Origin of the sequence: Pseudomonas sp. L13, assembly GCF_009935965.1 — a bacterium.
Taxonomy (GTDB): Bacteria; Pseudomonadota; Gammaproteobacteria; order Pseudomonadales; family Pseudomonadaceae; genus Aquipseudomonas; species Aquipseudomonas lactis.
In genome coordinates, this window is the sequence record NZ_QODJ01000001.1 from 205,254 (window position 1) to 231,652 (window position 26,399).

Genomic DNA, 26,399 nt, shown 5'->3' on the forward strand with positions numbered 1-26,399 from the left:
CATGAGCCGCCTGCTGATCCGCAACGCCCGCCTGGTCAACGAAGGTCTGGCATTCGACGCCGACGTACTGATCGCCAATGGCCGTATCGAGAAGATTGCCACCAGCATTCAAGGCGATAACGAACCAGTGGAAATCGATGCCAACGGCCAGTGGCTACTGCCAGGGATGATCGACGACCAAGTGCATTTTCGCGAACCCGGCGCGCCGGAAAAAGGCAGCTTCTACAGCGAATCTCGCGCGGCGGTGGCCGGCGGTATCACCAGCTTCATGGACATGCCCAACACTCACCCGGCCACCCTGAGCCTGGAAGCCCTGGCCGATAAAAAGCGCCGTGCCGCACTGCACTCAGTGGCCAACTACGGCTTTCACTTTGGCGTGAGCAACGACAACCTCGACACCGTCGCCGCCCTTGACCCCCGTGAAGTGGCTGGAGTCAAAGTGTTCATGGGCGCATCCACCGGCAATATGCTGGTGGACGACCCACGCGTTCTGGAGCGCCTGTTTGCCGAGGTGCCGACCATCCTGCTCGCTCACTGCGAACACACGCCCAGCATCCTGGCCAACGAGCAACGCCTGCGCGAACGCTTCGGCGAGCATATTCCCGCAGTCGCCCACCCGCTGATCCGCGATGCCGAGGCCTGTTATCGCTCGTCCTCGTTTGCCGTGGAATTGGCCAAACGCCATGGCACGCGTCTGCATGTGTTGCACCTGACCAGCGCGCGCGAACTCGCGCTGTTCGAAGACAAGCCCCTGGCCGACAAGCACATCACCGCCGAGGTCTGCCTGCACCACCTGCTGTTCGATGACCGCGATTACCACCGCCTCGGCCATCAGATCAAATGCAACCCTGCGATCAAGACCCGCGCTGACCGCGACGCGCTGCGCCTGGCATTGTTGAGTGACCGTCTGGATGTGATTGGCACCGACCATGCGCCACATACCTGGGCGCAAAAACAGTTGGGCTATCGGCACGCACCTTCAGGCTTGCCCCTGGTGCAGCATGCCCTGCCGGCGTTACTGGAGTTGGTGGCCGACGGGCATTTGCCTCTCACCACCTTGGTCGCCAAGACCAGCCACCGCGTGGCCGACCTGTTCGCCATTGCTGATCGCGGCTACGTGCGCGAAGGCTACTGGGCCGACCTGGTACTGATCAAACCGGAGCCCGCCGGCAAGCCGGTCAGCAGCCAACCCATCCTTGCCCGTTGCGGCTGGACACCTTTTGCAGAGCGCAGCTTTCGCCACAGCGTGAGTACCACATTGGTCAGCGGCCACCTGGCCTGGCACAACGGCCAGGTGGTCAACAGTTGCCAGGGCTTGCCCCTGCAGTTTGGGCGTTAAGCGCGGGGTTTGACCGAACCGCAATCGTTGCCCAGCCACTGGGCATGGCTATCCAGGCTACCCTTCTGCTGGATGCCGGTGGCATTGAAGGTACCGTTGACGCTGGTGGTGAATTCTTTCTGGCTCTGGAACGTCGCCACGCCAGTGCCTTGAGCTTTCGGGCAACTGAAGCGGAATTTCCACTGGTTGCCGCTCTTGTCGGTGACTTCCTGTTTACAGCCCGACTGAGGGTCGGTCAGCGGGATCGAATCGGAGGCCACCTGGGCCGGGGTCAGGCACACCTGTACGCCTTTACCGGCCATGTTGATGCCTTGCTTTTCGAGCATGGCGCGCTGTTCAGGGGTCATCTGTTGTTTGAGCTGACCGAGGATCAGCGACAAGTCCGGCAGGTCCTGGTTATCGACTTTCATATTGCTGGTGGTCAATTCCCACAAGCCCGGCGCCAGCATCTGCGCCTGTGCCGCCACAGGCAGCGACAAACCAACAACCATGGCCAAACCAAGCAGACGAGCATTCATCGGGTAACTCCTGGGTAATTGTGGGCGTTAGACGTCGCAAAGCAGCCAGTGTTGCATGGCAAATAAAATAGCGACATTCACAGCCGTTCATGGTCTGTTACGCACTGGACTGCCTGGAGTTACGTCGTTCATGGATTTCTTTGGCCCGCACCTGCTCGCCTACGTCATTGCCACGCTGCACTTTCTGGGAACGCTCGCCGCGATCCACGCGGTACTGACCGTGCGCACCGCACAAGGCTCGATCGCCTGGGCGCTGTCACTGATGTTCATGCCCTACCTGACCTTGATCCCCTACCTGATTTTTGGCCGCAGCACCTTCGACGCGTACATCCAGGCCCGTCGCCAGGCCAACCAGGAAATGCACACGGCCATCACCGAGTTGAACTGGCGCCCGTGGGTGGAGGAAGCGCTCGCAGCGCGCAACTCCAGCGCCTATGCCTCCTTGCGCGCCATGCCCAAGCTGGGCCGTATGCCGTGCCTGGCCAACAATGAAGTGCGCCTGTTGATCAATGGCGACGCCACTTTCGGCGCGATCTTCGAGGCTATCCGTCACGCAAAGACCGCTGTGCTGTTCCAGTTTTTCATCATTCACGATGACGAACTGGGCCACCAGTTGCAGGCCCTGTTGAAGGAAAAAGCCGCCCAGGGCGTGGCCATTTACGTGCTGTACGACCGCATCGGCAGCCACGCCCTGCCCCATCGTTATGTGCAAGCGCTGCGTGACGCTGGCGTGCAGGTCAAGGCATTCGCCACCCGCAGTGGCTGGCTCAATCGCTTCCAGGTCAACTTCCGTAACCATCGCAAGATCGTGGTGGTGGACGGCATCACCGGGTTTGTCGGCGGGCATAACGTCGGCGATGAATACCTGGGTAAAAAACCGCCGCTGGCGCCGTGGCGCGATACCCATGTGCAGGTCACAGGCCCGGTGGTGGCGTGCCTGCAGGAGTCGTTCGCCGAGGACTGGTTCTGGGCCGCGCGGGAACTACCGCCGCTGATCCTGCCGGACGCCTACCCGGAAGACGGCGTGCTCTGCCAGTTGCTCGCCAGTGGGCCAGCGGACCCTTATGAAACCTGCTCGCTGTTTTTCGTCGAGGCCATCCATGCCGCCACCGAGCGAGTGTGGATCACCAGCCCCTACTTCATCCCCGACGAGGCGGTGTTTGCCGCCCTGCGCCTGGCGGTATTGCGCGGAGTCGATGTGCGCCTGCTGCTGCCGTCACGGCCCGACCATCGCATCGTGTATGCCGCGTCCAGCCTGTACGCCAACGAGGCGGTGCGAGCGGGTGTGCGGGTGTTTCGCTACACGCCGGGCTTTTTGCATCAGAAGGTGGTGTTGGTGGACAGCGAAATCAGCGCCATAGGCAGCGCCAACATGGACAACCGTTCGTTCCGGCTGAATTTTGAAGTGATGCTGCTGACGGTGGATGAAGCCTTCGCCAGCGAGGTTGAACAGATGCTGCTGGATGACTTTGCTCTGGCCCATGAAGTCAGCCAGGAAGAAAGCCGCGAGACTCGCCGCCTGCAGCAACTGGGGATGCGCATTGCGCGCCTGATCTCACCCATTCTCTGACAGCCAACACACAACCAATGTGGGAGCTGGCTTGCCTGCGATGGCGGTGTGTCAGTCGACTCATCCGGTCCTGATACAACGCTATCGCAGGCAAGCCAGCTCCCACAGTTTCGATCTTCAGTGTCTGGAGATCAGCGGTAGAGGTCTTCCCGCGTCCACGGCAGTTCATGCCCGCCATCGGCATGGGGTTTGACTGCCAGTATCTGGTGCAGGTTGATCCAGCCTCGGGCAAACGCATAAGCGCAACCGGCCAGGTACAGCCGCCAGATACGTAGCGCCTGCTCCGGCACCATCTTCGCCGCCGCTTCCAGGTTGTCTTCCAGGCGCTCGCTCCAATGGTCCAATGTGCGGGCGTAATGCATGCGCAGGCTTTCGACATCGACCACTTCCAGCCCTGCTTCACTGATCTGGGCGGTCATCATCGCCAGGTGCGGCAGTTCGCCGTTCGGGAACACGTAGCGCTCGATAAACTCACCGGCACCACGGCCCACGGGGCGGCCGTCGGTGTGCTTGGCGGTGATGCCATGGTTCATCACCAGGCCGCCTTCACGCACCGCGCCGAACAGGGTCCGGCAGTATTGCGCCAGGTTGGCGTGGCCGACGTGTTCGAACATGCCCACGCTCACCACTTTGTCGAAACGGCCGTCCTGGGGCAGGTCGCGGTAGTCGAGTAATTGCAGGTCGACCTGGTCTTCCAGGCCTTCTGCTTTCACCCGCTCCTTGGCCAGCGCCAGTTGTTCCTTGCTCAAGGTGATGCCGAACACCTTGACCCCAAACTCCCGGGCGGCATAACGCGCCAGCCCGCCCCAGCCGCAGCCCACATCGAGAAGATACTCACCCGGCTGCAGCCGCAACTTGCGGCACAGGTGGCGGAATTTGTCTTGTTGGGCCTGGTCGATCGACTCGCTGCCGGTTTCGAAATAACCGCAGGAGTAGGCCATGTCCTGGTCCAGCCATAGCTGGTAGAACTCGTTGGACAGGTCGTAATGGTAGGAAATGGCCGCCGCGTCGGTGGCCTTGTCGTGAATCGAGCGCACCGGACGACTCTCCTCGTCGTCATCGACCAAAGCGTGACTCAACTCGTCACATACCCTGATCACTTCGGTGATGGAGCCTTCCAGCTCCAGTTTGCCCTCGACGAAGGCTTCGCCCAGCGAGTCGAGCGTTGGATGGGTCAGCCTGGAGACAACCGTGGGGTCCTTGACCACGATGGTAACGCTGGGCTCGGGGCCCAAGTTGAATTCATGGCCGTCCCAGAGTCGAAGACGCAGCGGTAGCTGAAGATTCTGTAAGGCCGGTGGAAGTTGCGCGAGCATGAGTAGTCCCCCCTTGTTTCAGACGTCTGCTGTGAGGGTAGACCATGCCAAACAAAGTAGGAAGCTATCGAATGAATAGCCCCCCTTCTATGGCGCTCGGCGCTCGAGCAAACCTTCCTGGACCCACTGTTTCAGCCAAGTGGCCGCTTGCAGCGACGCCCCCTCTGAATAAGTGACCGCCAGCTCAGTACACAGTTCTGAAAAATTCCAACCCGTGGTCACCATGCCCGACAGTGCACAGGCTTCAGCGGCTTCCAGGCTGCGGTAGTGGCAGCGGTTCTCGTGGCGCCACACCAGGCAGATTTGTGCCGGGTCCAGCGCCTGGCTGCCGGGGAAGTCCGATTCATCCTTACTGGCTCGCCAGATCGCCACCGAGTTGAAACGGCAAAGCAGCTGCTGCACCGAAGGCGCCAGCGCAACCTGCAAGGTGGGCCAGTCCTGGGGCGCCAGGTGCGCCATATCATTGAGCGTCAGCGGCTCCCCCGAAGGTGCGTCAAACGCCAAGGTGAACGCCCACTCCAGGCGTGCCAACTCTGCCAGAGGCGCACTTTGCGCAGCCATCAGATGCTCAACGATAAACATCCCAAAGCGCTCGCCCAACCAGCGCACGCTGTAATGGGCCGAGGGATAACGGCGGATGTAGGCCTCGGTCAGTGAGCAAAACTCCTCATCTCCCAGCCAATACCAGATGGCACCGAAGTCATGGCGCAGCACCTCCTGCAGGCGCGACAGGTAGGCGTTGTGGTAAATCGCAAGGCCGGTGTCCACATCCAATGTCGGCCCACCCAGCAAGGTGGCGGCAAAGCCACTGTTGGCTACAGGCGCTTCGGATAATAGGTGCTGCTCAAACGCCAACTGCCAGTCGATCAGGCGCATAACGCTCTCCGGGCCAAGGCGCTGGCACCCAATTCACGGGCTTTGTTCAACTCGGTGAGCAACTCTTCGAAGGGCGGAAAATGGTCATCGCGCTCCAGCAAGGTCGACACTGGGCCCAGATGTTCGAGGGTTTGCTGGTACAGCGCCCACACCGGGTCGCACACGGGATGGTCATGGGTATCGACTACATAATCGCCATAGTCCATATGCCCCGCCAAATGCAGCTGGCGAATGCTTTCGGGTGGTAGGTTGCGAATGAAGGTCCAGGCATCAAAACCATGGTTACGTGCGCTGACGTAGACGTTGTTGACGTCCAGCAGCAACTGGCAGCCGCTCAGGTGCGCCAAGGCGTTGAGGAACTCCCACTCGGTGAACTCATCCGCCTTGGAACGCACATAGCTGGAGACGTTTTCCAGCACCAGCGGGCGCTGCAACACGTCCTGCACCTGACGTACGCGGCCGGCCACGTGGTAGAGGCTTTCTTCGGTGTAAGGCAGGGGCAGCAAGTCATGCAACTGGTGCGCGCTGCCGCGGCTCCAGCACAGGTGATCGGAAATCCACGCCGGCGCAATGCGCTCTGCGAGCTGTTTGATGTGGTTCAGGTAATCGGTATCGAGGGCATGCGGCCCGCCGATGGACAACGACACACCGTGCATCACCAAGGGGTAACGCTCGGCTATCGCATCCAGGTAGTACAAGGCCTTGCCGCCCTGCACCAAGTAATTTTCTGAGATCACTTCGAACCAATCCACGGCCGGCGACTGTTCAAGGATCTGGTGGTAATACTCACTGCGTAAACCCAGGCCGTAACCCAGACTTGGAAGGGACGCGGACATGACTCACTCCTGGGCAAAGTGTCCGCAGCGGTAGCAGGCAGCCGCCGCGGTTGCACTTGTTTGCCGGTTACTCGCCGACTTTACCGCCAGCGGCGTCGCAGGCCGACTTGGTCATGGCCTTGAAGCCCATCCCTTTGCACTCGCCCTGGCCCTTGCACGTGTGGTCCTTGGTTTTGCAGTCGTTCATGCCTTTGCAGGAGGTTACGCCGTAGCAGTGCACGGTGGCGTCTGCGGCTTGTACCTGAGTGGCTACACCCGCGAACAGAGAAGCAGCGGCCATTGCGAGGGCGGCACCAGCAGCAGCGGATTTAATGCTCATTGTTGTATTCCTCATGATCAGTAGTGGAGCCGGTCTGAACGGATTGTTCAGTCTCGACATAGCACTAGAGTGAGGCCCCCTGTTGGCGTTACAGCCGTGAGCAAATATTTCTGAAATTATTCGTCGAGCTTCAACAGCGGCTCCTGGAAGCGCAGCAAACGCCCGGCATTACCCAATACCAGCAGGGTACTGAGGTTGTGCAGCACCGCCGCGATCATCGCACCCGCCGCCCCCAACCAGCCAAATGCGGCGAACACCACAATGGCCAGTGTCCAGCCCAAGCCAATGATCACATTGACCTGCAACGTCTGCCGGCACTGGCGACTCAAGCGCACGCAGGTGCCCAGGCGGCGTAAGTCGCTGCCGATCAGCACCACATCCGCCGAGGCTAGAGCGATGTCCGCACCGCCCGCGCCCATGGCCACACCGACCACGCCGGCCTTGAGCGCCAAGGAGTCGTTGATGCCATCGCCCACCACCATTGGCCTGAAGCCACTGCTGATTTCCCCCAGCACGCGGTTGAGCTTGTCTTCCGGCAGCGCTTGGGCTTCGACATCACTGATGCCCACGTCCAACGCCAAGCTGTCGGCCACGCTTTGGCGGTCGCCGGTCAGCAGCAGTTGGCGGCCCAGGCCCAAGTCACGCAGCTCTTGCAGGGCCTGGCGCGCCTCGGGTTTGACGCTGTCGGCCAACAGCAGCCAGGCGAGGAACTCGCCGTTCAACGCCAGCCCTGCTATCGGGCCATCATGGGTGGGCACGCCGGTAGTGACGATGCCCAACTGTTCAAACAACTCCGGCCGTCCCAGCGCCGCTTCGCCCTGCTCGGTCTGGGCGACCACGCCCAGGCCCTGACGCTCGCGGATGTCGCTAAGCACCAGCATCTGCTCCTGGCTCGCCAACCCCGCCAACGCTCGGCTGACCGGGTGACTGCTTGCCGAACCGAGGCTGGCCGCCAGGTTCAGCAGCACCTGGCGATCCGGCGCGCGGGTCTCGATGGACTGCAGACGCAGGGTGCCAAAGGTCAGGGTGCCGGTCTTGTCGACCACCAGTGAAGTCAGGTCGGCCAGCTCTTCGAGAAACGCCGAGCTGCGAATCAGGATGCCATGGCGCGCCGCCACGGCGATCCCGGCAATCGCCGTGGCCGGCGCCGACAGCACCAAGGCACAGGGGCACGCCGCTACCAGCACCGCGAGCATCGCCTGAGCGTCATTGGTGACAAACCAGGTGACGGCCGCCAGCAGCAACACCAGCACCATGTAACTGCCGGCATAGCGCTCCAGCAGCCGGGTGATCGGCGGCTTGGACCGCTCGGCGTTCTGCATCAGCGCAATGACTTTGCCCAACGTCGATTCGTTACCGGTGCGCGTGACCTCAAGGCGCAGCAGGCCATCGAGGTTGATCGCCCCACCAAACACCTGCACGCCCACGCTGGCTTCCAACGGCACCGACTCGCCGGTGATCGGCGCCGTGTCCAGGCTCGCCTGGCCGGACAACACCACGCCATCGGCCGGCACGCGGTCCCCGGCGCGCACTTCGACGATATCGCCGGTATTCAAGGTACCGTTATCCACTTCGGTGATGCTGCCGTCTGCCTGCACCAGGCGTGCGTGGCTGCGGGTGAGTTTGCCCAGGGCATGGATCGCTTCCTGGGAGCCAATCACGCTGCGCTCTTCCAGCACATGGCCAAAGATCATGATGATCGGCAGCAACGCGGCGGTGAGCAGATCACCGGTGGCCCAGGCGCCGAGCATCGCCAGGGCGATCAACTGGTCGGTGATGCCGTGCAGGCTCGGAAAGCGCAGGCTGTACCAGGCCGAACGCATCACCGGCACCGCCACCAACAGCGAAGCCACGCCCAGCAGCAACTGGCTGACGCCGCTCTGGTTCGGCGCGAGCCAGCGCCACACCAGGCCCAGCACGAGCAAGCCCAGGGCGAGCATGGCCAAGGTCAATTGCCGGGCAGCGCTGCGCTGTTCGGCGGAGGTCAGCATGGGTGCGCTCATTGTTCGGCTCCCTGGATGATCAAGCGGGAGTCGTCTTTGGGATCGACGGTGGTCACCGAGCCGGCCTGGCCGAGAATCTTCGGCAGGCGTTCGCGGTACAGGCGCAACAGCAAACCAGGGTCTTTGACCTGGGCCAGGCTGGCAACCGTGGCGGTCTGCGCCTGGGCATTGGCCAAGCGTTCACTGGCCTGGGCATGGGCGACTTGCACTTGGCGGTCAGCCTCCTGATTGGCGGTCTGGGTGAGTTTTTCCGCTTCAGTGCGGGCGTTGGCCACGGCTTTATCGGCCTGCTGGCTGGCGGTCAGTACGGCGTTGAACGCATTCACCGCAGGGCCTGGCAGGCTCGATTGCACATCGACGCGGGTGGCCTCGATACCCAGCCCCAAGCCGCTGGCCGCCAACTCCGCCAGGCGTTTGTTGATGCCTTGCACCAGGTCGTCGCGCAGCCGCTCACGGCGTTCGGCGGCGCCATTGTCGCTGCCGATCAGTTCCGGGCGCGCTACCAGGATGGTGTCCAGATCCCGCGCAGCGGTAAGAGCCACTGCGCTGCGTGTCACCAGCCGATCCAGGGCCGGCAGCACGTGGTCGCCCTGCAACACAAAGGCGTAGGGCTCGGTCACCTTGTAGAACACCCGCACGTCCAGTTGCACCACCCCGGCATCGCCGGTCAGCAGGTAGCCGGAACCGGCCAGGGCATCGCTCAAGGGCGTGGCGAAACTGGCCACACGATCGGCCTGCAACGCCGCATCGGAACGCAGCAGGTTTTCCACCCGCCGTTCGATCACTCGGTCGGCCGCTGGCAGCAGGACGACTTGCTCAAAGGGTTGCGGCCAGGCCAGCAACAGCCCGGCATTCTGAATGCGATCAAGGGCGCCGAAATGCAGGACCACGGCGCGATTCTGCGGGTCGATCTGGCGCACATTGGAAAAGGCCCAGGCCAACGCTGCCAACACGGTGACCGCGTAGAGTGCCAGGAACGTCAGACGCCCGGCCTGGATCCAAGGGCTGTCCGGGCTTTCGGGCTCGCTCATGGCTGAAGGTCCTTCGGCCCGTCCACCAAAGCGCGAAACGGCGCGGCGTCGGTGCGCAGGATGATCTTGGTCCCTGGCGTGACCACCGTGCCCAAGGTATCCAGCGAGCGCAGCAGGTTGTACAGCTGCGGATTGCCAGCGTAGGCGCGACCATAAATCTGCGCGGCTTCAACCCGCGACTGCGCTTCGATGTCGGCGGCTTTCACAGTGGCATCGGCCTGCATGATGCGCGCATCCCGCTCGGCAGCGGAGCGGATCTGCGCCGCTTCGCGCTTGCCCACGGCGGTGCGTTCGGTGGCGATGGTTTCACGCTCGGCGCGCATGCGGTCAACCGTGGCGGTGAGGGTCACCGATGGCAACGTCAGGCGTTCGATGCCGACCTGCGCCACGCGCACACCGTAGGTGGTGAGCAATTGTTGATCAATCTGTTGACGCAACTGCGCTTCAAAATCGGCGATGCGCACTTGGCTGGCGTCGGTATTGATCAAGCTGGACAGGTCGAAGCTGGCTGCCGTGGTTTCCAGCGCCGAGCCGACAAAGGTGCGAATCTGCCGCGCCGCCTCATCGGGCTGGTTCTGCACCGCACGCATAAAGCGCTGCACGTTGTCGGCATCGCCCTGCACCTGCCACGCCACGTAGGCCTGCACGATAATCCGCAGGCCATCGCGGGTGCCCACATCCTGCAAGCCGCTGGACGTGGTGCGCAGGCGCAGGTCCACCGGAATCGCCGCTTCGAACGGTGCCGGCCAGCGCCAGCCCAGGCCCGGCTCCAGCAGCACGCGCGCGGGGTTGCCGAAGCGGGTAATCACCGTGGCCTCGCCGGAACGCACTTGCACCAGGCTCGCCGCTGCCACGGCAAACAGCACCAGCAACACCGCCCACGCCATACGCCGCCAGGGAAAAGGCCCGGCCGCCTGCTCATCGCCGTGATGGTGATGGTGGTGGCCGTGATGGTGGTGATGACCGTGATCATGATCGTGGGAATGAGCGCTCAACAGACGAACTCCTTATTGAACGGCTTTGCGCAGCACCGACGGGTCGGCGGGCAAGGTAAAAGAACGCAGATCGATCGTCGGCGCGCTGTCGGCGCCCAAGCGATGATCCAGAATAAGCAGCTTGGCCTGGGCCAGGCCCTGGCTCAGTTGGCCCAGGTACTGTTCCAGCACGAAGGCTTGGCCCGCAGCGGCGTAGGCTTTTTGTTCGGCGGCAAAGCGCAGGTTCGCCGCCTGGGCGCCCGCGTTCACTTCGCGAGCACTGGCCTGGGCCTGATCGCGGGCATTGCTGGCTTGAAGCAGCGCCTGGTTGGTCTGCTCGCTGGCCGCACCGCGTTCACGGGCGATCAGCGCCTGGGCGCCGATCTGCGCGGCTTGCACACCGTGGTAAGCGTTAGCGGCACCGGCCGGCGGATGGATCGCCTCGACCACTGTGGCGAGGATTTCCACGCCGCTGTCGAGGGTTTGCAGGTCGGCTTGCACACTGCGACCAATCTCGTCGGCGAGGCTGGTGCGCTCTTCCCCGAGTAATTCATCCAGGGTGCGCGAGGCAAAATCGTGCACCAGGATGCGGCTGGCGGTGCTGCGGATCAGGGTCGGGATATCCGCGCTGTTGTAGGTAGCGGCAAGCGCAGCCTGATCAGTGAGGCCGATCCGGTAGACAAAGCGCACGTCCATATTGACGATCTGAAAGCCTTGCTTGTCGCCGCTGCTGCTGGCAATAACCTGGGATTTGTCATTCACATGGCTGGCGTCCCACAGGCGGTTGGCGATCAACGGCGCCGGGCCTTCGGCGGCGGCCAACTGCGGTGTGGCAGCGTCACTGACGCTGGTCGCCAGCTCATGCACCACGCCGTTTTCTACGTTGAGTACGCGGCCCAACGGCCAGGGCAAACCCGCATGCAGGCCGGGGCCGAACACCTCGACGGGTTTACCAAAGCGCTCATAAATCCCGCGGCCTTGCAGGGGCACTTCATGCACACCGGTCAGCGCCCAACCTACCGCCAGCACCACCAGCAGCACCGGGAAAAACGCTCGGCGCATGTAAGTGAAGGCCCAGATCTGACGCAGGTCGATGCCAAAACGGTTGTGCAGTTCATGCTGCAACGCCAACAAGGGCTGAGGCGGCCAACGCAGCAGGCCGGCGATAAAACTCTGCGCCATCAGGCGCGGTTCGAGGCGCGGCTGGCGCGGGCTGAACAGCGAGAGCACGCTCCTGAGCAGGAACTCCAACGCCACCAACGCCGGCAACAGCCCGATGAGAGTGGCCAGGCGCAACGGCCAGACCGACTCTGCACTGGCAAACAGCAGGCAGATCGCGCTGAGCACCAGGCAGATAATTGCCATCCGGCTCAACTGCGCCAGCTGTGAGGCTTCCGGCCATTGGGCAGCGGTTTCCTGGGCCAGGCGACGCTCGAACACCAGCAAACCAAAAGCCAGCGCCAATGCCAGCGCCGCACCGATACTGGCGGATTGGCCGATGGCCGCAGCAGGCAAGGCCAGGTTCCAGAACTGGATAACGCTGATCAACGCCAACAACGACCACCCGGCCAACCACAGTACCGGCGCACCAACCTGCGCCAGCAGGCCGTTGCCGAAACGGTTGATCAGGCCCTTGTGCCAGGGGGCGGGCTCCATGGGTTGTTCGATCAATTCGCCGCTCGGTACCTCCAGCGCCTGGGCGCGCCAATCGGCCACCCACCAGGCTGACTGCAACCCGGCCACCAATAGCAGCAAGGCCGACGCGCAGTTGATCAATACCAGCGGCCAGATCGAAAGGGGTGCAAACAACGCTACGAACAGCGCCAGTATCCAACCGCTGATGGCCAGGGTTGTCAGGCCGATACCGGCCTGGCGCAATCGACGGGCGTGGAACAGCCCCTGCTGAAAACGCGCGAGGCCCTCAACCGAAGCCCCGTCAGCCTCTAGATCCACTTGCATCTGCTCAATGCCCACTTGTACACAATTCGTTACGATATAACACGAAGCGTGAAATTTTTGTTCGAAACCCCGGTAGGAGCGAGCTTGCTCGCGAAAAACGTCAACGATAACGCGGGCTTCCAGAATAAACGCGGCGCCTGTGAGCTTTTCGCGAGCAAGCTCGCTCCTACATTGACCCTTAACCCCCTATAAACACGAGCCATCACTGGTGTCGGCTGCGATTAGTCGGCACACTCCGAAACAGTTTTTCGCGGGTTCACGGACAAGGAAGCGCCACCCCCCATGATTTCCATCTACCAACTCAAACCGCGTTTTCAGAACCTGCTGCGCCCTCTCGTGCAGCGCCTCTATGACAACGGCACCACCGCCAACCAGATCACCGTGCTGGCCGGGGTTGTTTCCCTGCTGGTGGGGCTGTTGATCGCGGGCTTTGCCCAACACCTCTGGCTGTTTGCGCTGATCCCGCTGTGGATGATTGTGCGCATGGCCCTCAATGCCATTGACGGCATGCTCGCCCGGGAATTCGACCAGCAGTCGCGCCTCGGTGCTTATCTCAATGAACTGTGCGACGTGATCGCCGACAGCGCGCTGATCCTGCCCTTTGCATTGATCCCCGAGGTGAGCTTGGCGCCGGTGCTGCTGGTGGCGCTGCTGGCGGTATTCAGCGAGTACGCCGGGGTGCTGGGGCCGATGGTGGGCGCGTCGCGCCGTTATGACGGGCCCATGGGCAAGAGTGATCGGGCGTTCGTGCTCGGGGTGCTGGCCACTGGTGTGGCGCTGGGCTGGCTCGGCGCCGGTTGGGTTGAGGCGGTGATGTGGTTGGTCGCCGCCCTGCTCGCCTATACCTTGGTCAACCGGGTGCGTCAGGGCCTCAAAGAACAACAATCTCTCCCTTCTGCATAAGGATTTTGCGATGCGCGAACAGCAACAGCACACCTTCAGTACCCATGATGGCGTCGAGCTTTTCTACCGGCACTGGCCGGCCACGGCAGGCGCCGGGCCGCGCAAGGCGATCCTGTTGTTCCATCGCGGCCATGAGCACTCAGGGCGTATTGCCCACCTGGTGGATGAACTGGGCCTGCCTGAATTCGATTTCTTCGCCTGGGACGCCCGTGGCCACGGCCAATCTCCCGGCGAGCGCGGCGACAGCCCCAGCTTTGCCACCAGCGCGCGCGACGTGCAGACGTTCTGTGACCACATCAATGCCACCTACGGCATCGAAGAGGAAAACCTGGCCGTCATCGCCCAAAGCGTCGGTGCGGTAATCGCCGCCACCTGGGTTCACGACTACGCACCGAAAATCCGCGCTCTGGTGCTCGCCTCGCCAGCCTTCAAGGTCAAGCTGTACGTGCCCTTCGCCCGCCCCGGTCTGGCACTGATGCGCAAGTTTCGTGGCAACTTTTTCGTCAACAGTTACGTCAAGGCCAAGTTCCTCAGCCATGACCCGGAACGCGTGGCGTCCTACGACAACGATCCACTGATCACCAAGGCCATTTCGGTGAATGTGCTGCTGGGTCTGTACGAAGCGGCCGACCGGGTTGTCGCCGACGCCCAGGCGATCCAGGTGCCGACCCAACTGCTTATCTCCGGCTCCGACTTTGTGGTGCACCGTAAACCCCAGCAGCAGTTTTTCGACCGCCTCGGCAGCCTGAAAAAAGAGCTGCATATCCTCCCCGGTTTTTTCCACGACACCCTCGGCGAACGTGATCGCGCTGTGGCCGTGAACAGCGCCAAACGCTTTATTCTGCAGAACTTTACCCACCCGCTGGACCGCGCCAGCCTGCTGGACGCCGACAAACTGGGCGCCACCTGCGCCGAATCCGAATCCCTGGCCGCGCCGCTGCCGCGCAATTCCCTGCGCGACCTGTACTGGCGCATGACCCGCGCCAGCATGGGCCTGGGTAAAACCTTTTCGGACGGGGTGAAGCTGGGCTTCGATACCGGTTTCGACTCCGGCAGCACCCTGGACTACGTGTATCGCAACACGCCCACCGGCAAAGGCGCGCTGGGGCGCATGATTGATACCAACTACCTCAACTCCATCGGCTGGCGCGGTATTCGCCAGCGCAAGCTGAACGTCGAAGAGCTGCTGCGCCTAGCGATGGCCAAGCTGCGTGAGGATGATCGGCAAGTACGCATTGTCGATATCGCCGCCGGCCACGGCCGCTACATCCTGGAAGCCTTGCAAGGCGTATCGCCGCTGCCGGAATCGATCCTGCTGCGCGACTACAGCGATATCAACGTGCGCGACGGTGGCGCGCTGATTCGCGAAAAGGGTTTGGGGGACATCGCCCAGTTCGTCAAAGGCGATGCGTTCGACCGCGCTGACCTGGCGGCCCTGGACCCTAAGCCGACGCTGGCCGTGGTATCCGGCCTGTACGAATTGTTCGCCGATAACGCCATGGTCGGCGGTTCACTGGCGGGCCTGGCCGAAGCCGTGGAGCCAGGTGGTTACCTGATCTACACCGGCCAACCGTGGCACCCGCAGTTGGAGCTGATTGCCCGCGCGCTCACCAGCCACCGCCAGGGCCAGGCCTGGGTGATGCGCCGACGCAGCCAGGCAGAAATGGATCAGTTGGTCGAGGCTGCGGGCTTTCGCAAGGTCACCCAGCGCGTGGATGAGTGGGGCATTTTCACGGTGTCCCTGGCACAGAAGATCTGAACATGCGCGAACCCGGTTTATTGAAACCTGCGGTGCTCTGGCTGCTGCTGTTGGCACCGCTGTTTTTCAGCACCTACGGCTTTGCCACCTGGGTCACCAGCCAGCGCAGCGACGTCGGCACGCTGGTGTTCGGCTGGGAAACACGCATGCCATTCTGGGCCTGGACCATCGTGCCCTATTGGTCCATCGACCTGCTTTACGGCTTCTCGTTGCTGCTACCCAACACGCGTCATGAGCTCAAGCAGCATGCGCTGCGCCTGCTGAGTGCGCAGGTGATAGCCGTGAGTTGCTTTCTGATCTGGCCACTGCGCTTCACGTTTGAGCGGCCGGAACTGGACGGTGTGTTCGGTTGGTTGTTCGCGGTGCTGGCCGGTTTTGACAAGCCCTTCAACCAGGCGCCTTCGCTGCATATCGCCCTGCTGGTGATCTTGTGGGTGATGTACCAGCGGCACACTCAAGGAGTGTGGCGCTGGGTAGTGCATGGCTGGTTCGCGCTGATCGGCGTTTCGGTGCTGACCACTTATCAACATCACTTTATCGACTTACCCACAGGCGCCCTCGCGGGGTGGTTGTGCGTGTGGTTATGGCCAGTAGAACACCCAAGCCCATTGTTAAGTGCGCGGTTCACACGAGATACCCAACGTTGGCGCCTGGCTGTGCGCTATGGGCTGGGCGCGCTATTACTGCTGGCGCTTGCCTGGGTACTCCGCGGCGGCTGGCTGTGGCTGCTGTGGCCAGCGGTTTCCCTGAGTTTGATCGCGGCCAACTATCTTTTTATCGGCGTGTCGGGCTTTCAAAAACGTGCGGATGGCCGCCTTACGCCTGCCGCCCGCTGGTTGTATGCGCCTTATTTGGCGTGTGCGTGGATCAATTCGCGGCTGTGGACACGCAAACATCCACAGCCGGACCTGATTGTGGATAACGTCTGGCTTGGGCGTATTCCTACAACCGGCGAACAGCGTTCATTCGCGAGCATCGTCGATTTATGCGCCGAACTGCCGATTAATCCACAAGACCGTGCTTATGCCTGCCTGCCCGTGCTGGACCTGATCGCCCCAACCCCCGACGAATGCCTGAATGCCGCCCGCGCCATTGAACGCCTGCGAGCGAGCGGCCCGCTGTTGGTGTGTTGTGCCCTCGGTTACTCACGCAGCGCCACCGCCGTCGCCGCCTGGCTGCTGAACACGGGGCGCGCCGCCACGGTTGAGCAAGCGCTGGCTATTATTCGTACAGCGCGGGCCGATGTGGTCCTGCACCCCGCACACCGTCAAGCGTTGGAGGGTTTGCCAAATGCCTGCTGATATGGAACTTCAGGTGGTCGCCAGCCTGTTGCGCCGGGGCCGATCACTGGATCAGTTATCCACAGGGCTGACGCTGCTCGGCGTGCTGTTTGGCCTCGCCCAATTGTTGCTGGCCAGTATTTCCACCATTTGCTTGCTGTTGGCCCTGTGGATGATTGTGCTGGGCCTGTTGCAAAAATACTGGGCACTGCGAGTGGCCTTCGACGCCGACCTGTTCGCCCTGCTGGCTCATGACACCACGCGCACGCCAGAGCTCGACCAGGCCCTGCAAACCCTTGGCCTGCAATCGCCCAAACGAGCCGGTCGGCCGTGGACTGAACGCCGCCGTGGCGCCCTCAAACTGTTGCGTAAACAAGCCTGGCTGCTGGGCGCGCAAGCGCTGCTGACCCTGGGCATCATCCTCGCCAGCCCTTGGCTACCTTTCGCCGGATAAGGAATTCCCATGTTCGAACCCGTGGTCGCCACGCTGATTACTTCCATGGCCCGCACCGTCACCGGCGCCCGCAGCCTGTGGCTGGGGTGCGCGCCGGTGCCGGTGCAGCGCATCTATTTTGCCAACCACAGCAGCCACGGTGACTTCGTGCTGGTATGGGCATCGCTGCCGCAGAACCTGCGCAAATTCACGCGCCCGGTGGCCGGCAGTGATTACTGGAACAAGAGTGTGCTGCGCCGCTACATCATCAATCGAGTGTTCAATGGCGTGCTGATCGACCGTGAGCGCAAGGACCCTGTGGATAACCCGTTGCAGCCCATGCTTGCGGCGTTGGAGGGCGGCGACTCGCTGATCATTTTCCCCGAAGGCACGCGCAATCTGGAGGATGGCTTGCTGCCGTTCAAAAGCGGCTTGTATCACTTGGCAAAGAGTTACCCACAGGCCGAGCTGGTCCCCGTGTGGATAGCCAACCTGAACCGGGTCATGCCCAAGGGTCGCGTATTACCGCTACCGTTGTTATGCACCACCAGCTTCGGTGCCCCCCTGCAACTGGAAGAAGGCGAAGACAAAGCCGCCTTCCTTGCCCGCAGCCGCGACGCCCTGCTCGCCCTTGCCCCGGAGCATTCCTGAGATGGATAGCCAAACCCTGATGTTATTTGGCGGCATCGGCGCGATCCTGGTCATCGCCTCGCTGATCGGCCTGATCCTCAAGCTGCGCACCCGTGGCAGCCCGAATGCCGTGATCGATAACCTCAACGCCCGCATCAACGCCTGGTGGGTAATGGTGGTAGTCATCGGCATCGCCTTCTGGCTGGGCACTGGCGCAGTGATCCTGTTGTTCTACGCGGTGTCGTTCTACGCCCTGCGCGAATTTCTTACGCTCACCCCGACCCGGCGCAGCGACTACCCGGCCCTGGTGGCCGCGTTCTACCTGGCCCTGCCGCTGCAATACCTGCTGATCTACGCCGACTGGTATGGGCTGTTCTCGATCTTCATCCCGGTGTACGTGTTCCTGCTGCTGCCGATCCTCGCCTCCCTGGGCGGCGACAGTACGCACTTCCTGGAGCGTGCGTCGAAAGTGCAGTGGGGATTGATGATCGCTGTGTTCTGCGTGTCCTTCGTCCCGGCGCTGCTGACCTTGGACATACCGGGCTACGAAGGTCGTAACCTGCTGCTGATCGCCTACCTGGTGATCGTGGTGCAACTGTCGGACGTGCTGCAGTACGTATGCGGCAAGCTGTTCGGCAAACACAAAATCGCGCCCAACCTGTCACCGTCGAAAACGGTGGAAGGGTTTGTGGGCGGGATTCTGCTGTCCTCCCTGATCGGCGCGGCGTTGTGGTGGACCACACCGTTCAATCCCTGGCAGTCGTTTCTGATCGCGCTGCTGATCAACTTGCTGGGGTTTGCGGGAGGGATTGTGATGTCGGCGATCAAGCGTGATCGCGGGGTGAAGGATTGGGGACATATGATCGAAGGGCACGGCGGGATGCTGGATCGGCTGGATTCGGTGTGCTTTGCGGCGCCGATCTTTTTCCATCTTGTACGCTACTGGTGGACCTGAGCCATCCCTTTCTCAAACCCGATGGAGATCAAAATGTGGGAGCTGGCTTGCCTGCGAAAGCGGTGGTGCAGTAACAGATTCAGTGACTGACACGCCGCCTTCGCGGGCAAGCCCGCTCCCACAGGGGATTTGCGCTTACCTGTAGGCTTTTTGGTGCTTTCAATACCTCTAGGCAGTGATCTCGACATAGGTGGACTCGCCGCCGCCTGTCGCACCTGACAGCCAGCCCCAAACGAAACTCAGCGTTGTGAGCCCGGCGTGATCCACGCCGACCGTGCCACGTGACCACCCCGCGAGCAGTTCACCTTCCAGGGTCACGCACTGATAAAGCAGCTCGATGGTCTCTGCACCGGTCACCCGTCCGACCTGCGTTCCCAGGCGAATTCGACCACCCTGGTAAGTGCTGGAAATCACGCCATCTTCGACCTGGTAATGAAACACGGTGCCGGTACCGGACAACCCTTGGGCGTTATTCGCGACCACGAACCGACGATCGTGCAAACGTGTTTGGACAGAAGCAGAAAGGTTTTGCATCAATACGCATCCTTGAATTGAGCGAATCCAAAACGAAAAAAGGGGCTGTTGAAAACAGCCCCTTTTGGGTACGTCAGTAAGTCTTACTCCACCGTCACCGACTTCGCCAGGTTACGCGGCTGGTCCACGTCGGTGCCCTTGAGCACGGCGACGTAGTACGACAGCAATTGCAGCGGAATGGTGTAAAGGATTGGCGACAGGGTGTCGTGGATATGCGGCATGTTGATGACGTGGGTGCCTTCACCGTTGGTCATGCCGGCCTTTTCATCAGCGAAGACGATCAGTTGGCCGCCACGGGCGCGTACTTCCTGCAGGTTGGATTTGAGCTTCTCCAGCAGTTCGTTGTTCGGCGCCACGGTGACCACTGGCATGTCGTCATCCACCAGGGCCAATGGGCCGTGCTTCAGCTCGCCGGCCGGGTAGGCTTCGGCGTGGATGTACGAGATTTCCTTGAGTTTCAGCGAGCCTTCCATCGCCACCGGGTACTGCGCGCCACGGCCGAGGAACAGGGTGTGGTTCTTGTCGGCGAACAGTTCGGCGACTTTTTCCACGGTGCTGTCCATGGCCAAGGCTTCGCCCAGGCGGGTCGGCAGGCGGCGCAGTTCTTCCACCAGGGTGGCTTCGACACCTTCAGCGAGGGTGCCGCGCACTTGGCCCAGGGACAGGGTCAGCAGCAAGAGGCCCACCAGTTGGGTAGTGAAGGCTTTGGTGGAAGCTACGCCGATTTCGCGACCGGCCTGGGTCAGCAGGGTCAGGTCGGATTCACGCACCAGGGAACTGATGCTGACGTTGCAGATGGCCAGGCTGCCGAGGAAGCCCAGTTCCTTGGCATTGCGCAGGGCGGCCAGGGTGTCGGCGGTTTCACCAGACTGGGAAATGGTCACGAACAGGGTGTCGGGCTGCACCACCACCTTGCGGTAGCGGAACTCGCTGGCGACTTCGACTTGGCACGGGATGCCGGCCAGTTCTTCCAACCAGTAACGCGCCACCATACCGGCGTGGTAGCTGGTGCCACAGGCGACGATCTGCACGTTGCGCACTTTGGCGAACAGTTCGGCGGCTTGCGGGCCGAACGCGTTCACCAACACCTGGTTCTGGCTCAGGCGACCTTCCAGGGTGCGCTGTACCACGGACGGCTGCTCGTGGATTTCCTTGAGCATAAAGTGGCGGAACTCGCCTTTATCAGCGGCTTCGGCGCCATCGCGGTATTGCACGGCTTCGCGCTCGACGGACTGACCGTTCACATCCCAGATCTGCACGCTTTCACGGCGGATGTCGGCAATGTCGCCTTCTTCCAGGTACATGAAGCGGTCGGTCACCTGGCGCAGGGCCAGTTGATCGGAGGCGAGGAAGTTCTCACCCAGGCCCAGGCCGATCACCAGCGGGCTGCCGCTGCGGGCTGCCACGACGCGGTCAGGCTGGCTGGCGCTGATCACGGCCAAGCCGTAGGCACCGTGCAGCTCTTTGACCGTGGCCTTGAGGGCGGTGGTCAGGTCGCTGTGGTCCTTGAGCTTGTGGTTGAGCAGGTGGGCGATCACTTCGGTGTCGGTGTCCGAGGTGAAGACGTAGCCCAGGCCCTTGAGCTGTTCGCGCAGCACTTCGTGGTTTTCAATGATGCCGTTGTGCACCACCGCCAGGTCGCCGGAGAAGTGCGGGTGAGCGTTACGCTCGCACGGGGCGCCGTGAGTGGCCCAACGGGTGTGGGCGATCCCTAAGCGACCTACCAGCGGTTCACCGGCCAGGGCCTGGTCCAACTCGCTGACCTTGCCCGGGCGGCGCATGCGCTCCAGCTTGCCAGCGTTAGTGAAGACGGCGACACCGGCGCTGTCGTAGCCGCGGTATTCGAGGCGCTTGAGGCCTTCGATCAGGATGGCAGTAACGTTACGTTCGGCGACTGCGCCAACAATTCCACACATGGTGCTTCTCCTAGATGATTGCCGCGCATATCAGCGTAATGCCGCGGGCTTGGATCTGGTCGCGGGCCTCGAGCGGCAGGCGATCATCGGTAATAAGGGTATGGACGCTGCTCCAGGGCAGTTCCAGGTTGGGAATCTTGCGGCCGATCTTGTCGGATTCGACCATCACCACCACTTCACGGGCGACCTCGGCCATCACACGGCTCAAGCCCAGCAGCTCGTTGAAGGTGGTAGTGCCGCGCTGCAGGTCGATGCCATCGGCACCGATGAACAGCTGGTCAAAGTCGTAGGAACGCAGCACCTGCTCGGCGACCTGGCCCTGGAACGAATCCGAATGCGGGTCCCAGGTGCCGCCGGTCATCAACAGCACCGGTTCATGTTCCAGTTCGCTCAAGGCGCGGGCTACGTTCAGGGAGTTGGTCATCACCACCAGGCCCGGCTGATGCCCCAGTTCGGGAATCATCGCGGCGGTGGTGCTGCCGCTGTCGATGATGATGCGCGCATGCTCACGCAAACGCTTCACCGCCGCACGGGCAATGGCGCGCTTGTAGGCCGAGATGGGCTGGGCGGCGTCACCCACCAGCTCTTGGGGCATGGTGATTGCGCCACCGTAGCGACGCAGGAGCAGGCCGTTACTTTCGAGGGCGGCAAGGTCCTTGCGGATGGTCACTTCCGACGTTTCGAAATGTTTGGCCAATTCGTCCACGCTGACTTCGCCCTGTTCGTTGAGCAAGGTCAGGATATTGTGGCGTCGTTGGGGGGTGTTTCGTTTCGACATGGTAGTGATAAGTTTCGTTTCGAAAGATAACGAAGGCAATCAAAACCTATTGGCGAAAGATCGTCAAGCGGGGCATGCAATATTTTTAAGTCACCACAAATCAATTGTGGGAGCTGGCTTGCCTGCGATAGCGGTTTGTCAGGCGACATCCATGCTGAATGTCAGACCGCTATCGCAGGCAAGCCAGCTCCCACAGGAGTGCGCCCCAATCTATCGAATTGTGGATAACTCAGGTCTTCTTGATTTTGACCGGGCGTTTCCAGCCGTCGATGTTGCGTTGGCGAGCGCGGGCAACAGCCAGTTGGGACTTATCCACATCCTGGTTGATGGTTGAGCCCGCGGCGGTGTTGGAACCGTCGCCGATGGTCACAGGAGCAACCAGGGAGTTATTGGAGCCGATGAACACGTCTTCACCAATAGTGGTCTGGTACTTGTTGGCACCGTCATAGTTGCAGGTGATGGTGCCGGCACCGATGTTGGTGCGGGCGCCGATGACGGCATCGCCCAGGTAAGTCAGGTGGCCGACTTTGGCGCCTTCGCCCAGGTGAGCGTTTTTCAGTTCGACAAAGTTACCCACATGGGCCTTGGCCCCCAGCTCGCTCCCCGGACGCAAGCGCGCAAACGGCCCGGCATCACTGCCCTCGCCCATCACGGCACCGTCGATATGGCTGTTAGCCTTGACCACCACGCCTTTGCGCAAGGTGCTGTCCTTGATCACGCAGTTCGGGCCGATGACGACACCGTCTTCAATGATCACGCGGCCTTCGAGGATCACGTTGATATCAATCAGGATGTCGCGGCCCACCGTCACTTCGCCACGTACATCGAAACGCGCCGGGTCTCGCAGGGTCACACCCTGGGCCATGAGGCGCAGGCCTTCGCGCAGTTGATAGTGACGCTCCAGCTCTGCCAGTTGCTTGCGGTCGTTGGCGCCCTGCACTTCCATCGGATGGTGGGGCTGCTCGGTGGCGACCAGCAGGCCATCGCTGACGGCCATCTCGATGACGTCGGTGAGGTAATACTCGCCCTGGGCATTGTTGTTGGACAGGCGGCTCATCCAGTCGGCGAGCTTGTTGGCAGGCACCGCGAGAATACCGGTGTTGCCTTCAGTAATCGCGCGCTGGGCTTCGCTGGCGTCTTTGTGTTCAACGATGGCAGCCACCTTGCCGTCGGCGTTGCGCACGATACGGCCGTATCCTGTAGGGTCATCCAGCTCAACGGTCAGCAGGCCCATCTGGCCAGGCACCACGTGCTTGAGCAGGCGTTGCAAGGTTTCCACTTCAATCAGCGGGACATCGCCGTAGAGGATCAATACCGTGTCCGCGGTGATGAAAGGCACAGCCTGCGCGGTCGCGTGGCCGGTGCCCAGTTGCTTGTCTTGCAATACGAAATTCAGATCGTCCGCGGCCAGACGCTCGCGAACCAGGTCTGCACCGTGGCCGATCACCACATGAATACGTTGCGGGTCCAACTGCCGGGCGCTGTGGATAACATGACCCAGCATGGAGTTGCCCGCGACCGGGTGCAGTACCTTGGGCAGGGCTGAACGCATGCGGGTGCCCTGGCCTGCGGCGAGAATGACGATTTCAAGAGACATGAATGGCTACCAATCTTGGGCGGTCCGGGTTCAGACCAAAGAAGTGTTTTGCAAAAAAAGAAAAAGGGTAGCCGAGGCTACCCTTTTTAATCAATCACGCATCAAGCAAAACGGCGTGGCCGCTTACTTCTTGCGGATCTGCTGGAGAGTACGCAGCTGGGCTGCGGCCTCGGCCAGACGGACTGCAGCAGCGCTGTAGTCGAAGTCTGCGCCTTTTTCGTTCAGCGCCTTCTCGGCAGCCTTGACGGCTTCCTGAGCGGAGGCTTCATCCAGGTCGCCAGCACGTTGCACGGTGTCGGCAAGTACCTTGACCATGTTCGGCTGAACCTCGAGGAAACCACCGGAGATGTAAAACACCTCCTTTTCCCCGCCTTGCTTGGTCAGAGTGATCGGACCTGGCTTCAAGCTGGTGATCAACGGCGCGTGGCCCATGGCAATACCCAGGTCACCGAGTTCGCCGTGTGCAATCACCATTTCTACCAGACCGGAGAAAATTTCCCCTTCCGCGCTGACGATATCGCAATGGACTGTCATAGCCATCTGATTGCCTCAACCTGATGAGCGCCCGTTTCCGGGCGCCAGGATTACAGTTTCTTGGCTTTCTCGATCGCTTCTTCGATGCCGCCGACCATGTAGAACGCTTGTTCTGGCAGGTGGTCGTAGTCACCGTTGAGGATGCCTTTGAAGCCAGCAATGGTGTCTTTCAGGGAAACGTATTTACCCGAGGCACCGGTGAAGACTTCAGCCACGAAGAACGGCTGCGACAAGAAACGCTGGATCTTACGAGCACGGTTTACCAACTGCTTGTCGGCTTCCGACAGCTCGTCCATACCCAGGATCGCAATGATGTCCTTCAGTTCTTTGTAACGCTGCAGCACGTACTGAACGCCGCGAGCGGTGTCGTAGTGCTCCTGGCCGATCACGTTCGGGTCCAGCTGGCGCGAAGTCGAGTCGAGTGGATCGACCGCTGGGTAGATACCCAGGGAAGCGATGTCACGGGACAGAACGACGGTGGCGTCCAAGTGGGCGAAGGTGGTGGCTGGCGACGGGTCGGTCAAGTCATCCGCAGGTACGTATACCGCTTGGATCGAGGTGATCGAACCTTCCTTGGTCGAAGTGATACGTTCTTGCAGAACGCCCATCTCTTCAGCCAGGGTCGGCTGGTAACCTACTGCCGAAGGCATACGGCCCAGCAGTGCGGATACTTCAGTACCGGCCAGGGTGTAACGGTAGATGTTGTCGACGAACAGCAGAACGTCGTTACCTTCGTCACGGAACTTCTCGGCCATGGTCAGGCCAGTCAGGGCTACGCGCAGACGGTTTCCCGGCGGCTCGTTCATCTGGCCGTAAACCAGTGCCACTTTGTCCAGAACGTTGGAGTCCTTCATCTCGTGGTAGAAGTCGTTACCCTCACGAGTACGCTCACCCACACCTGCGAACACGGAATAACCGCTGTGCTCGATGGCGATGTTACGGATCAGTTCCATCATGTTTACGGTCTTGCCTACACCGGCACCACCGAACAGACCGACTTTACCGCCTTTGGCGAACGGGCAAACCAGGTCGATAACCTTGATGCCGGTTTCCAGCAGGTCGTTGCCGCCCGCTTGTTCTGCGAACGAAGGTGCTGCGCGGTGAATGCCCCAGCGCTCTTCGGTGGCAATCGGGCCAGCTTCGTCGATCGGGTTGCCCAGTACGTCCATGATCCGGCCCAGGGTCGCTTTACCGACCGGTACGGAGATGGCAGCGCCAGTGTCGACAACGTCCAGACCGCGCTTCAAGCCTTCGGTGGAACCCATCGCAATGGTACGAACTACGCCGTCGCCCAGCTGCTGCTGAACTTCCAGGGTAGTTTCCGCGCCTTGTACTTTCAGCGCGTTGTAGATGCTCGGTACGCTGTCGCGTGGAAATTCCACGTCGATAACGGCGCCGATGATTTGAACGATACGTCCGCTACTCATAGCTGGATCCTCTGAATATTTGAACCGTTAAACCGCGGCAGCGCCGCCGACGATTTCCGAGATCTCTTGGGTGATCGCAGCCTGACGCGCCTTGTTGTAGATCAGCTGCAAATCGCTGATCAGATCACCGGCGTTATCGGTAGCGTTTTTCATCGCGATCATCCGCGCCGCTTGTTCAGCTGCGTTGTTCTCGACCACCGCCTGGTACACCTGCGACTCCACGTAGCGCACCATCAAGCCGTCAAGCAGCTCTTTGGCGTCTGGTTCGTAGAGGTAGTCCCAGTGGTGCTTGAGTTCCTGATCCGGGGTCGCCACCAGTGGAATCAATTGCTCCACGGTTGGCTGCTGGGTCATGGTGTTGATGAACTTGTTGGATACCACGGACAGGCGGTCAATCCGGCCTTCCAGGTACGCATCCAGCATCACCTTCACACTGCCGATCAAATCATTGATCGACGGCTCTTCACCCAGGTGGCTGATAGCTGCAACGACGTTACCGCCGAAGTTGCGGAAAAAGGCCGCACCCTTGCTACCAACAACACACAGATCGATCTCGACGCCGTTTTCGCGGTTTACCGCCATGTCCTTGACCAGGGCCTTGAACAGGTTGGTATTCAGACCACCGCACAAACCACGGTCACTGCTCACTACCACATAACCCACACGCTTGACGGCGCGCTCGATCATGAACGGGTGGCGGTATTCCGGGTTGGCGTTGGCCAGATGCCCAATTACCTGGCGGATACGCTCCGCATAAGGACGGCTAGCAGCCATGCGCATTTGTGCCTTGCGCATTTTGCTGACCGCCACTTTTTCCATGGCGCTGGTAATTTTTTGCGTGCTTTTGATGCTCGCAATCTTACTGCGAATCTCTTTTGCGCCTGCCATGTAACACCTATCAGGTTAGCAAGC

At 61.3% G+C, this 26,399-nt stretch carries 24 protein-coding genes; 8 read left to right on the plus strand and 16 right to left on the minus strand.

Going from position 1 to position 26,399, the window contains the following annotated elements; genetic code table 11:
* Position 1 precedes the first annotated feature (1 nt).
* The gene (locus DK871_RS00940) at positions 2-1,339 is read left to right on the plus strand and encodes a dihydroorotase (RefSeq protein WP_161903685.1); all 1,338 of its coding nucleotides are present in this window, start codon (positions 2-4) and stop codon (positions 1,337-1,339) included.
* Here DK871_RS00940 and DK871_RS00945 read toward each other — a convergent pair.
* Positions 1,336-1,857, minus strand: coding sequence for a DUF3617 domain-containing protein (locus DK871_RS00945; protein WP_014720569.1), 522 nt, complete (start codon positions 1,855-1,857; stop codon positions 1,336-1,338). The genes DK871_RS00940 and DK871_RS00945 overlap by 4 nt on opposite strands.
* Before the next feature lie 130 nt (positions 1,858-1,987).
* On the opposite strand from DK871_RS00945, the gene cls reads away from it, so the two are divergent.
* The gene (gene cls, locus DK871_RS00950) at positions 1,988-3,427 is read left to right on the plus strand and encodes a cardiolipin synthase (protein WP_161903686.1); all 1,440 of its coding nucleotides are present in this window, start codon (positions 1,988-1,990) and stop codon (positions 3,425-3,427) included.
* 131 nt (positions 3,428-3,558) lie between these two features.
* Here cls and cfaB read toward each other — a convergent pair whose 3' ends face one another.
* The 8 genes from cfaB to hflK (DK871_RS00990) form a co-directional block, all read right to left on the minus strand.
* Complete coding sequence (cfaB, locus tag DK871_RS00955) at positions 3,559-4,743, minus strand: C17 cyclopropane fatty acid synthase CfaB (protein WP_161903687.1); 1,185 nt, start codon at positions 4,741-4,743, stop codon at positions 3,559-3,561.
* A gap of 87 nt (positions 4,744-4,830) precedes the next feature.
* A complete protein-coding gene (locus tag DK871_RS00960) occupies positions 4,831-5,619 on the minus strand; it encodes a DNA-binding domain-containing protein (protein ID WP_161903688.1) in 789 nt (262 codons plus the stop codon).
* Complete coding sequence (locus DK871_RS00965; RefSeq protein ID WP_161903689.1) at positions 5,610-6,455, minus strand: DUF692 domain-containing protein; 846 nt, start codon at positions 6,453-6,455, stop codon at positions 5,610-5,612. The genes DK871_RS00960 and DK871_RS00965 overlap by 10 nt, the downstream gene beginning before the upstream one ends.
* 67 nt (positions 6,456-6,522) lie before the next feature.
* Positions 6,523-6,774, minus strand: coding sequence for a hypothetical protein (locus DK871_RS00970; protein ID WP_161903690.1), 252 nt, complete (start codon positions 6,772-6,774; stop codon positions 6,523-6,525).
* 116 nt (positions 6,775-6,890) lie between these two features.
* Entirely contained in the window at positions 6,891-8,777 is a 1,887-nt protein-coding gene (locus DK871_RS00975) for a cation-translocating P-type ATPase (RefSeq protein ID WP_161903691.1), read from the minus strand.
* Complete coding sequence (gene hflK, locus DK871_RS00980; protein ID WP_161903692.1) at positions 8,774-9,808, minus strand: protease modulator HflK; 1,035 nt, start codon at positions 9,806-9,808, stop codon at positions 8,774-8,776. Before hflK (DK871_RS00980) ends, DK871_RS00975 begins: the two co-directional genes overlap by 4 nt.
* Entirely contained in the window at positions 9,805-10,806 is a 1,002-nt protein-coding gene (hflC, locus tag DK871_RS00985) for a protease modulator HflC (protein WP_161903768.1), read from the minus strand. The genes hflK (DK871_RS00980) and hflC overlap by 4 nt, the downstream gene beginning before the upstream one ends.
* A 9-nt stretch (positions 10,807-10,815) precedes the next feature.
* Positions 10,816-12,741: a protease modulator HflK gene (gene hflK / locus DK871_RS00990; RefSeq protein WP_161903693.1), complete on the minus strand. Its 1,926-nt coding sequence runs from the start codon at positions 12,739-12,741 to the stop codon at positions 10,816-10,818.
* A gap of 282 nt (positions 12,742-13,023) precedes the next feature.
* Here hflK (DK871_RS00990) and DK871_RS00995 point away from each other — a divergent pair, with 282 nt between their 5' ends.
* Genes DK871_RS00995 through DK871_RS01020 form a run of 6 tightly spaced genes read left to right on the plus strand, consistent with a single transcriptional unit; the run spans position 13,024 to position 18,701 of the window.
* Positions 13,024-13,644: a CDP-alcohol phosphatidyltransferase family protein gene (locus tag DK871_RS00995; RefSeq protein ID WP_161903694.1), complete on the plus strand. Its 621-nt coding sequence runs from the start codon at positions 13,024-13,026 to the stop codon at positions 13,642-13,644.
* Between the two features lie 10 nt (positions 13,645-13,654).
* Positions 13,655-15,403 carry a bifunctional alpha/beta hydrolase/class I SAM-dependent methyltransferase gene (locus tag DK871_RS01000; RefSeq protein ID WP_161903695.1) on the plus strand — a complete coding sequence of 583 codons (1,749 nt, stop codon included), beginning with the start codon at positions 13,655-13,657 and terminating at the stop codon, positions 15,401-15,403.
* A gap of 2 nt (positions 15,404-15,405) precedes the next feature.
* A complete protein-coding gene (locus DK871_RS01005) occupies positions 15,406-16,704 on the plus strand; it encodes a phosphatase PAP2/dual specificity phosphatase family protein (RefSeq protein WP_161903696.1) in 1,299 nt (432 codons plus the stop codon).
* Positions 16,694-17,137, plus strand: a complete 444-nt coding sequence (locus tag DK871_RS01010; protein WP_161903697.1) for a hypothetical protein — start codon at positions 16,694-16,696, stop codon at positions 17,135-17,137. The genes DK871_RS01005 and DK871_RS01010 overlap by 11 nt, the downstream gene beginning before the upstream one ends.
* A gap of 9 nt (positions 17,138-17,146) precedes the next feature.
* Positions 17,147-17,767, plus strand: a complete 621-nt coding sequence (locus DK871_RS01015) for a 1-acyl-sn-glycerol-3-phosphate acyltransferase (protein ID WP_161903698.1) — start codon at positions 17,147-17,149, stop codon at positions 17,765-17,767.
* Between the two features lies 1 nt (position 17,768).
* A complete protein-coding gene (locus DK871_RS01020) occupies positions 17,769-18,701 on the plus strand; it encodes a phosphatidate cytidylyltransferase (RefSeq protein WP_014720583.1) in 933 nt (310 codons plus the stop codon).
* A 168-nt stretch (positions 18,702-18,869) separates the two neighbouring features.
* Here the strand turns inward: DK871_RS01020 and DK871_RS01025 are convergent, their stop codons facing one another.
* From DK871_RS01025 to atpG, 7 genes are all read right to left on the minus strand, one after another.
* Positions 18,870-19,235, minus strand: a complete 366-nt coding sequence (locus DK871_RS01025; protein ID WP_161903699.1) for a hypothetical protein — start codon at positions 19,233-19,235, stop codon at positions 18,870-18,872.
* An 83-nt stretch (positions 19,236-19,318) separates the two neighbouring features.
* Entirely contained in the window at positions 19,319-21,151 is a 1,833-nt protein-coding gene (gene glmS / locus DK871_RS01030) for a glutamine--fructose-6-phosphate transaminase (isomerizing) (RefSeq protein WP_032894388.1), read from the minus strand.
* 10 nt (positions 21,152-21,161) lie between these two features.
* Entirely contained in the window at positions 21,162-21,929 is a 768-nt protein-coding gene (locus DK871_RS01035) for a DeoR/GlpR family DNA-binding transcription regulator (protein ID WP_003195822.1), read from the minus strand.
* Positions 21,930-22,158: 229 nt separating this feature from the next.
* A complete protein-coding gene (gene glmU / locus DK871_RS01040; RefSeq protein ID WP_056790770.1) occupies positions 22,159-23,526 on the minus strand; it encodes a bifunctional UDP-N-acetylglucosamine diphosphorylase/glucosamine-1-phosphate N-acetyltransferase GlmU in 1,368 nt (455 codons plus the stop codon).
* Positions 23,527-23,649: 123 nt separating this feature from the next.
* Positions 23,650-24,066 carry a F0F1 ATP synthase subunit epsilon gene (locus DK871_RS01045; protein WP_003177061.1) on the minus strand — a complete coding sequence of 139 codons (417 nt, stop codon included), beginning with the start codon at positions 24,064-24,066 and terminating at the stop codon, positions 23,650-23,652.
* A gap of 44 nt (positions 24,067-24,110) precedes the next feature.
* Complete coding sequence (atpD, locus tag DK871_RS01050) at positions 24,111-25,487, minus strand: F0F1 ATP synthase subunit beta (protein ID WP_003195827.1); 1,377 nt, start codon at positions 25,485-25,487, stop codon at positions 24,111-24,113.
* Positions 25,488-25,514: 27 nt separating this feature from the next.
* On the minus strand, positions 25,515-26,375 hold the full coding sequence (atpG, locus tag DK871_RS01055) for a F0F1 ATP synthase subunit gamma (RefSeq protein ID WP_003195829.1): 861 nt from the start codon (positions 26,373-26,375) through the stop codon (positions 25,515-25,517).
* Between the last annotated feature and the right edge of the window lie 24 nt (positions 26,376-26,399).

Coding starts and splice junctions, on each gene's coding strand:
- DK871_RS00940 (WP_161903685.1), top strand. CDS start 2: ATGAGCCGCCTGCTGATCCGCAACGCCCGCCTGGTCAACGAAGGTCTG.
- DK871_RS00945 (WP_014720569.1), bottom strand. CDS start 1,857: ATGAATGCTCGTCTGCTTGGTTTGGCCATGGTTGTTGGTTTGTCGCTG.
- cls (WP_161903686.1), top strand. CDS start 1,988: ATGGATTTCTTTGGCCCGCACCTGCTCGCCTACGTCATTGCCACGCTG.
- cfaB (WP_161903687.1), bottom strand. CDS start 4,743: ATGCTCGCGCAACTTCCACCGGCCTTACAGAATCTTCAGCTACCGCTG.
- DK871_RS00960 (WP_161903688.1), bottom strand. CDS start 5,619: ATGCGCCTGATCGACTGGCAGTTGGCGTTTGAGCAGCACCTATTATCC.
- DK871_RS00965 (WP_161903689.1), bottom strand. CDS start 6,455: ATGTCCGCGTCCCTTCCAAGTCTGGGTTACGGCCTGGGTTTACGCAGT.
- DK871_RS00970 (WP_161903690.1), bottom strand. CDS start 6,774: ATGAGCATTAAATCCGCTGCTGCTGGTGCCGCCCTCGCAATGGCCGCT.
- DK871_RS00975 (WP_161903691.1), bottom strand. CDS start 8,777: ATGAGCGCACCCATGCTGACCTCCGCCGAACAGCGCAGCGCTGCCCGG.
- hflK (WP_161903692.1), bottom strand. CDS start 9,808: ATGAGCGAGCCCGAAAGCCCGGACAGCCCTTGGATCCAGGCCGGGCGT.
- hflK (WP_161903693.1), bottom strand. CDS start 12,741: ATGCAAGTGGATCTAGAGGCTGACGGGGCTTCGGTTGAGGGCCTCGCG.
- DK871_RS00995 (WP_161903694.1), top strand. CDS start 13,024: ATGATTTCCATCTACCAACTCAAACCGCGTTTTCAGAACCTGCTGCGC.
- DK871_RS01000 (WP_161903695.1), top strand. CDS start 13,655: ATGCGCGAACAGCAACAGCACACCTTCAGTACCCATGATGGCGTCGAG.
- DK871_RS01005 (WP_161903696.1), top strand. CDS start 15,406: ATGCGCGAACCCGGTTTATTGAAACCTGCGGTGCTCTGGCTGCTGCTG.
- DK871_RS01010 (WP_161903697.1), top strand. CDS start 16,694: ATGCCTGCTGATATGGAACTTCAGGTGGTCGCCAGCCTGTTGCGCCGG.
- DK871_RS01015 (WP_161903698.1), top strand. CDS start 17,147: ATGTTCGAACCCGTGGTCGCCACGCTGATTACTTCCATGGCCCGCACC.
- DK871_RS01020 (WP_014720583.1), top strand. CDS start 17,769: ATGGATAGCCAAACCCTGATGTTATTTGGCGGCATCGGCGCGATCCTG.
- DK871_RS01025 (WP_161903699.1), bottom strand. CDS start 19,235: ATGCAAAACCTTTCTGCTTCTGTCCAAACACGTTTGCACGATCGTCGG.
- glmS (WP_032894388.1), bottom strand. CDS start 21,151: ATGTGTGGAATTGTTGGCGCAGTCGCCGAACGTAACGTTACTGCCATC.
- DK871_RS01035 (WP_003195822.1), bottom strand. CDS start 21,929: ATGTCGAAACGAAACACCCCCCAACGACGCCACAATATCCTGACCTTG.
- glmU (WP_056790770.1), bottom strand. CDS start 23,526: ATGTCTCTTGAAATCGTCATTCTCGCCGCAGGCCAGGGCACCCGCATG.
- DK871_RS01045 (WP_003177061.1), bottom strand. CDS start 24,066: ATGGCTATGACAGTCCATTGCGATATCGTCAGCGCGGAAGGGGAAATT.
- atpD (WP_003195827.1), bottom strand. CDS start 25,487: ATGAGTAGCGGACGTATCGTTCAAATCATCGGCGCCGTTATCGACGTG.
- atpG (WP_003195829.1), bottom strand. CDS start 26,375: ATGGCAGGCGCAAAAGAGATTCGCAGTAAGATTGCGAGCATCAAAAGC.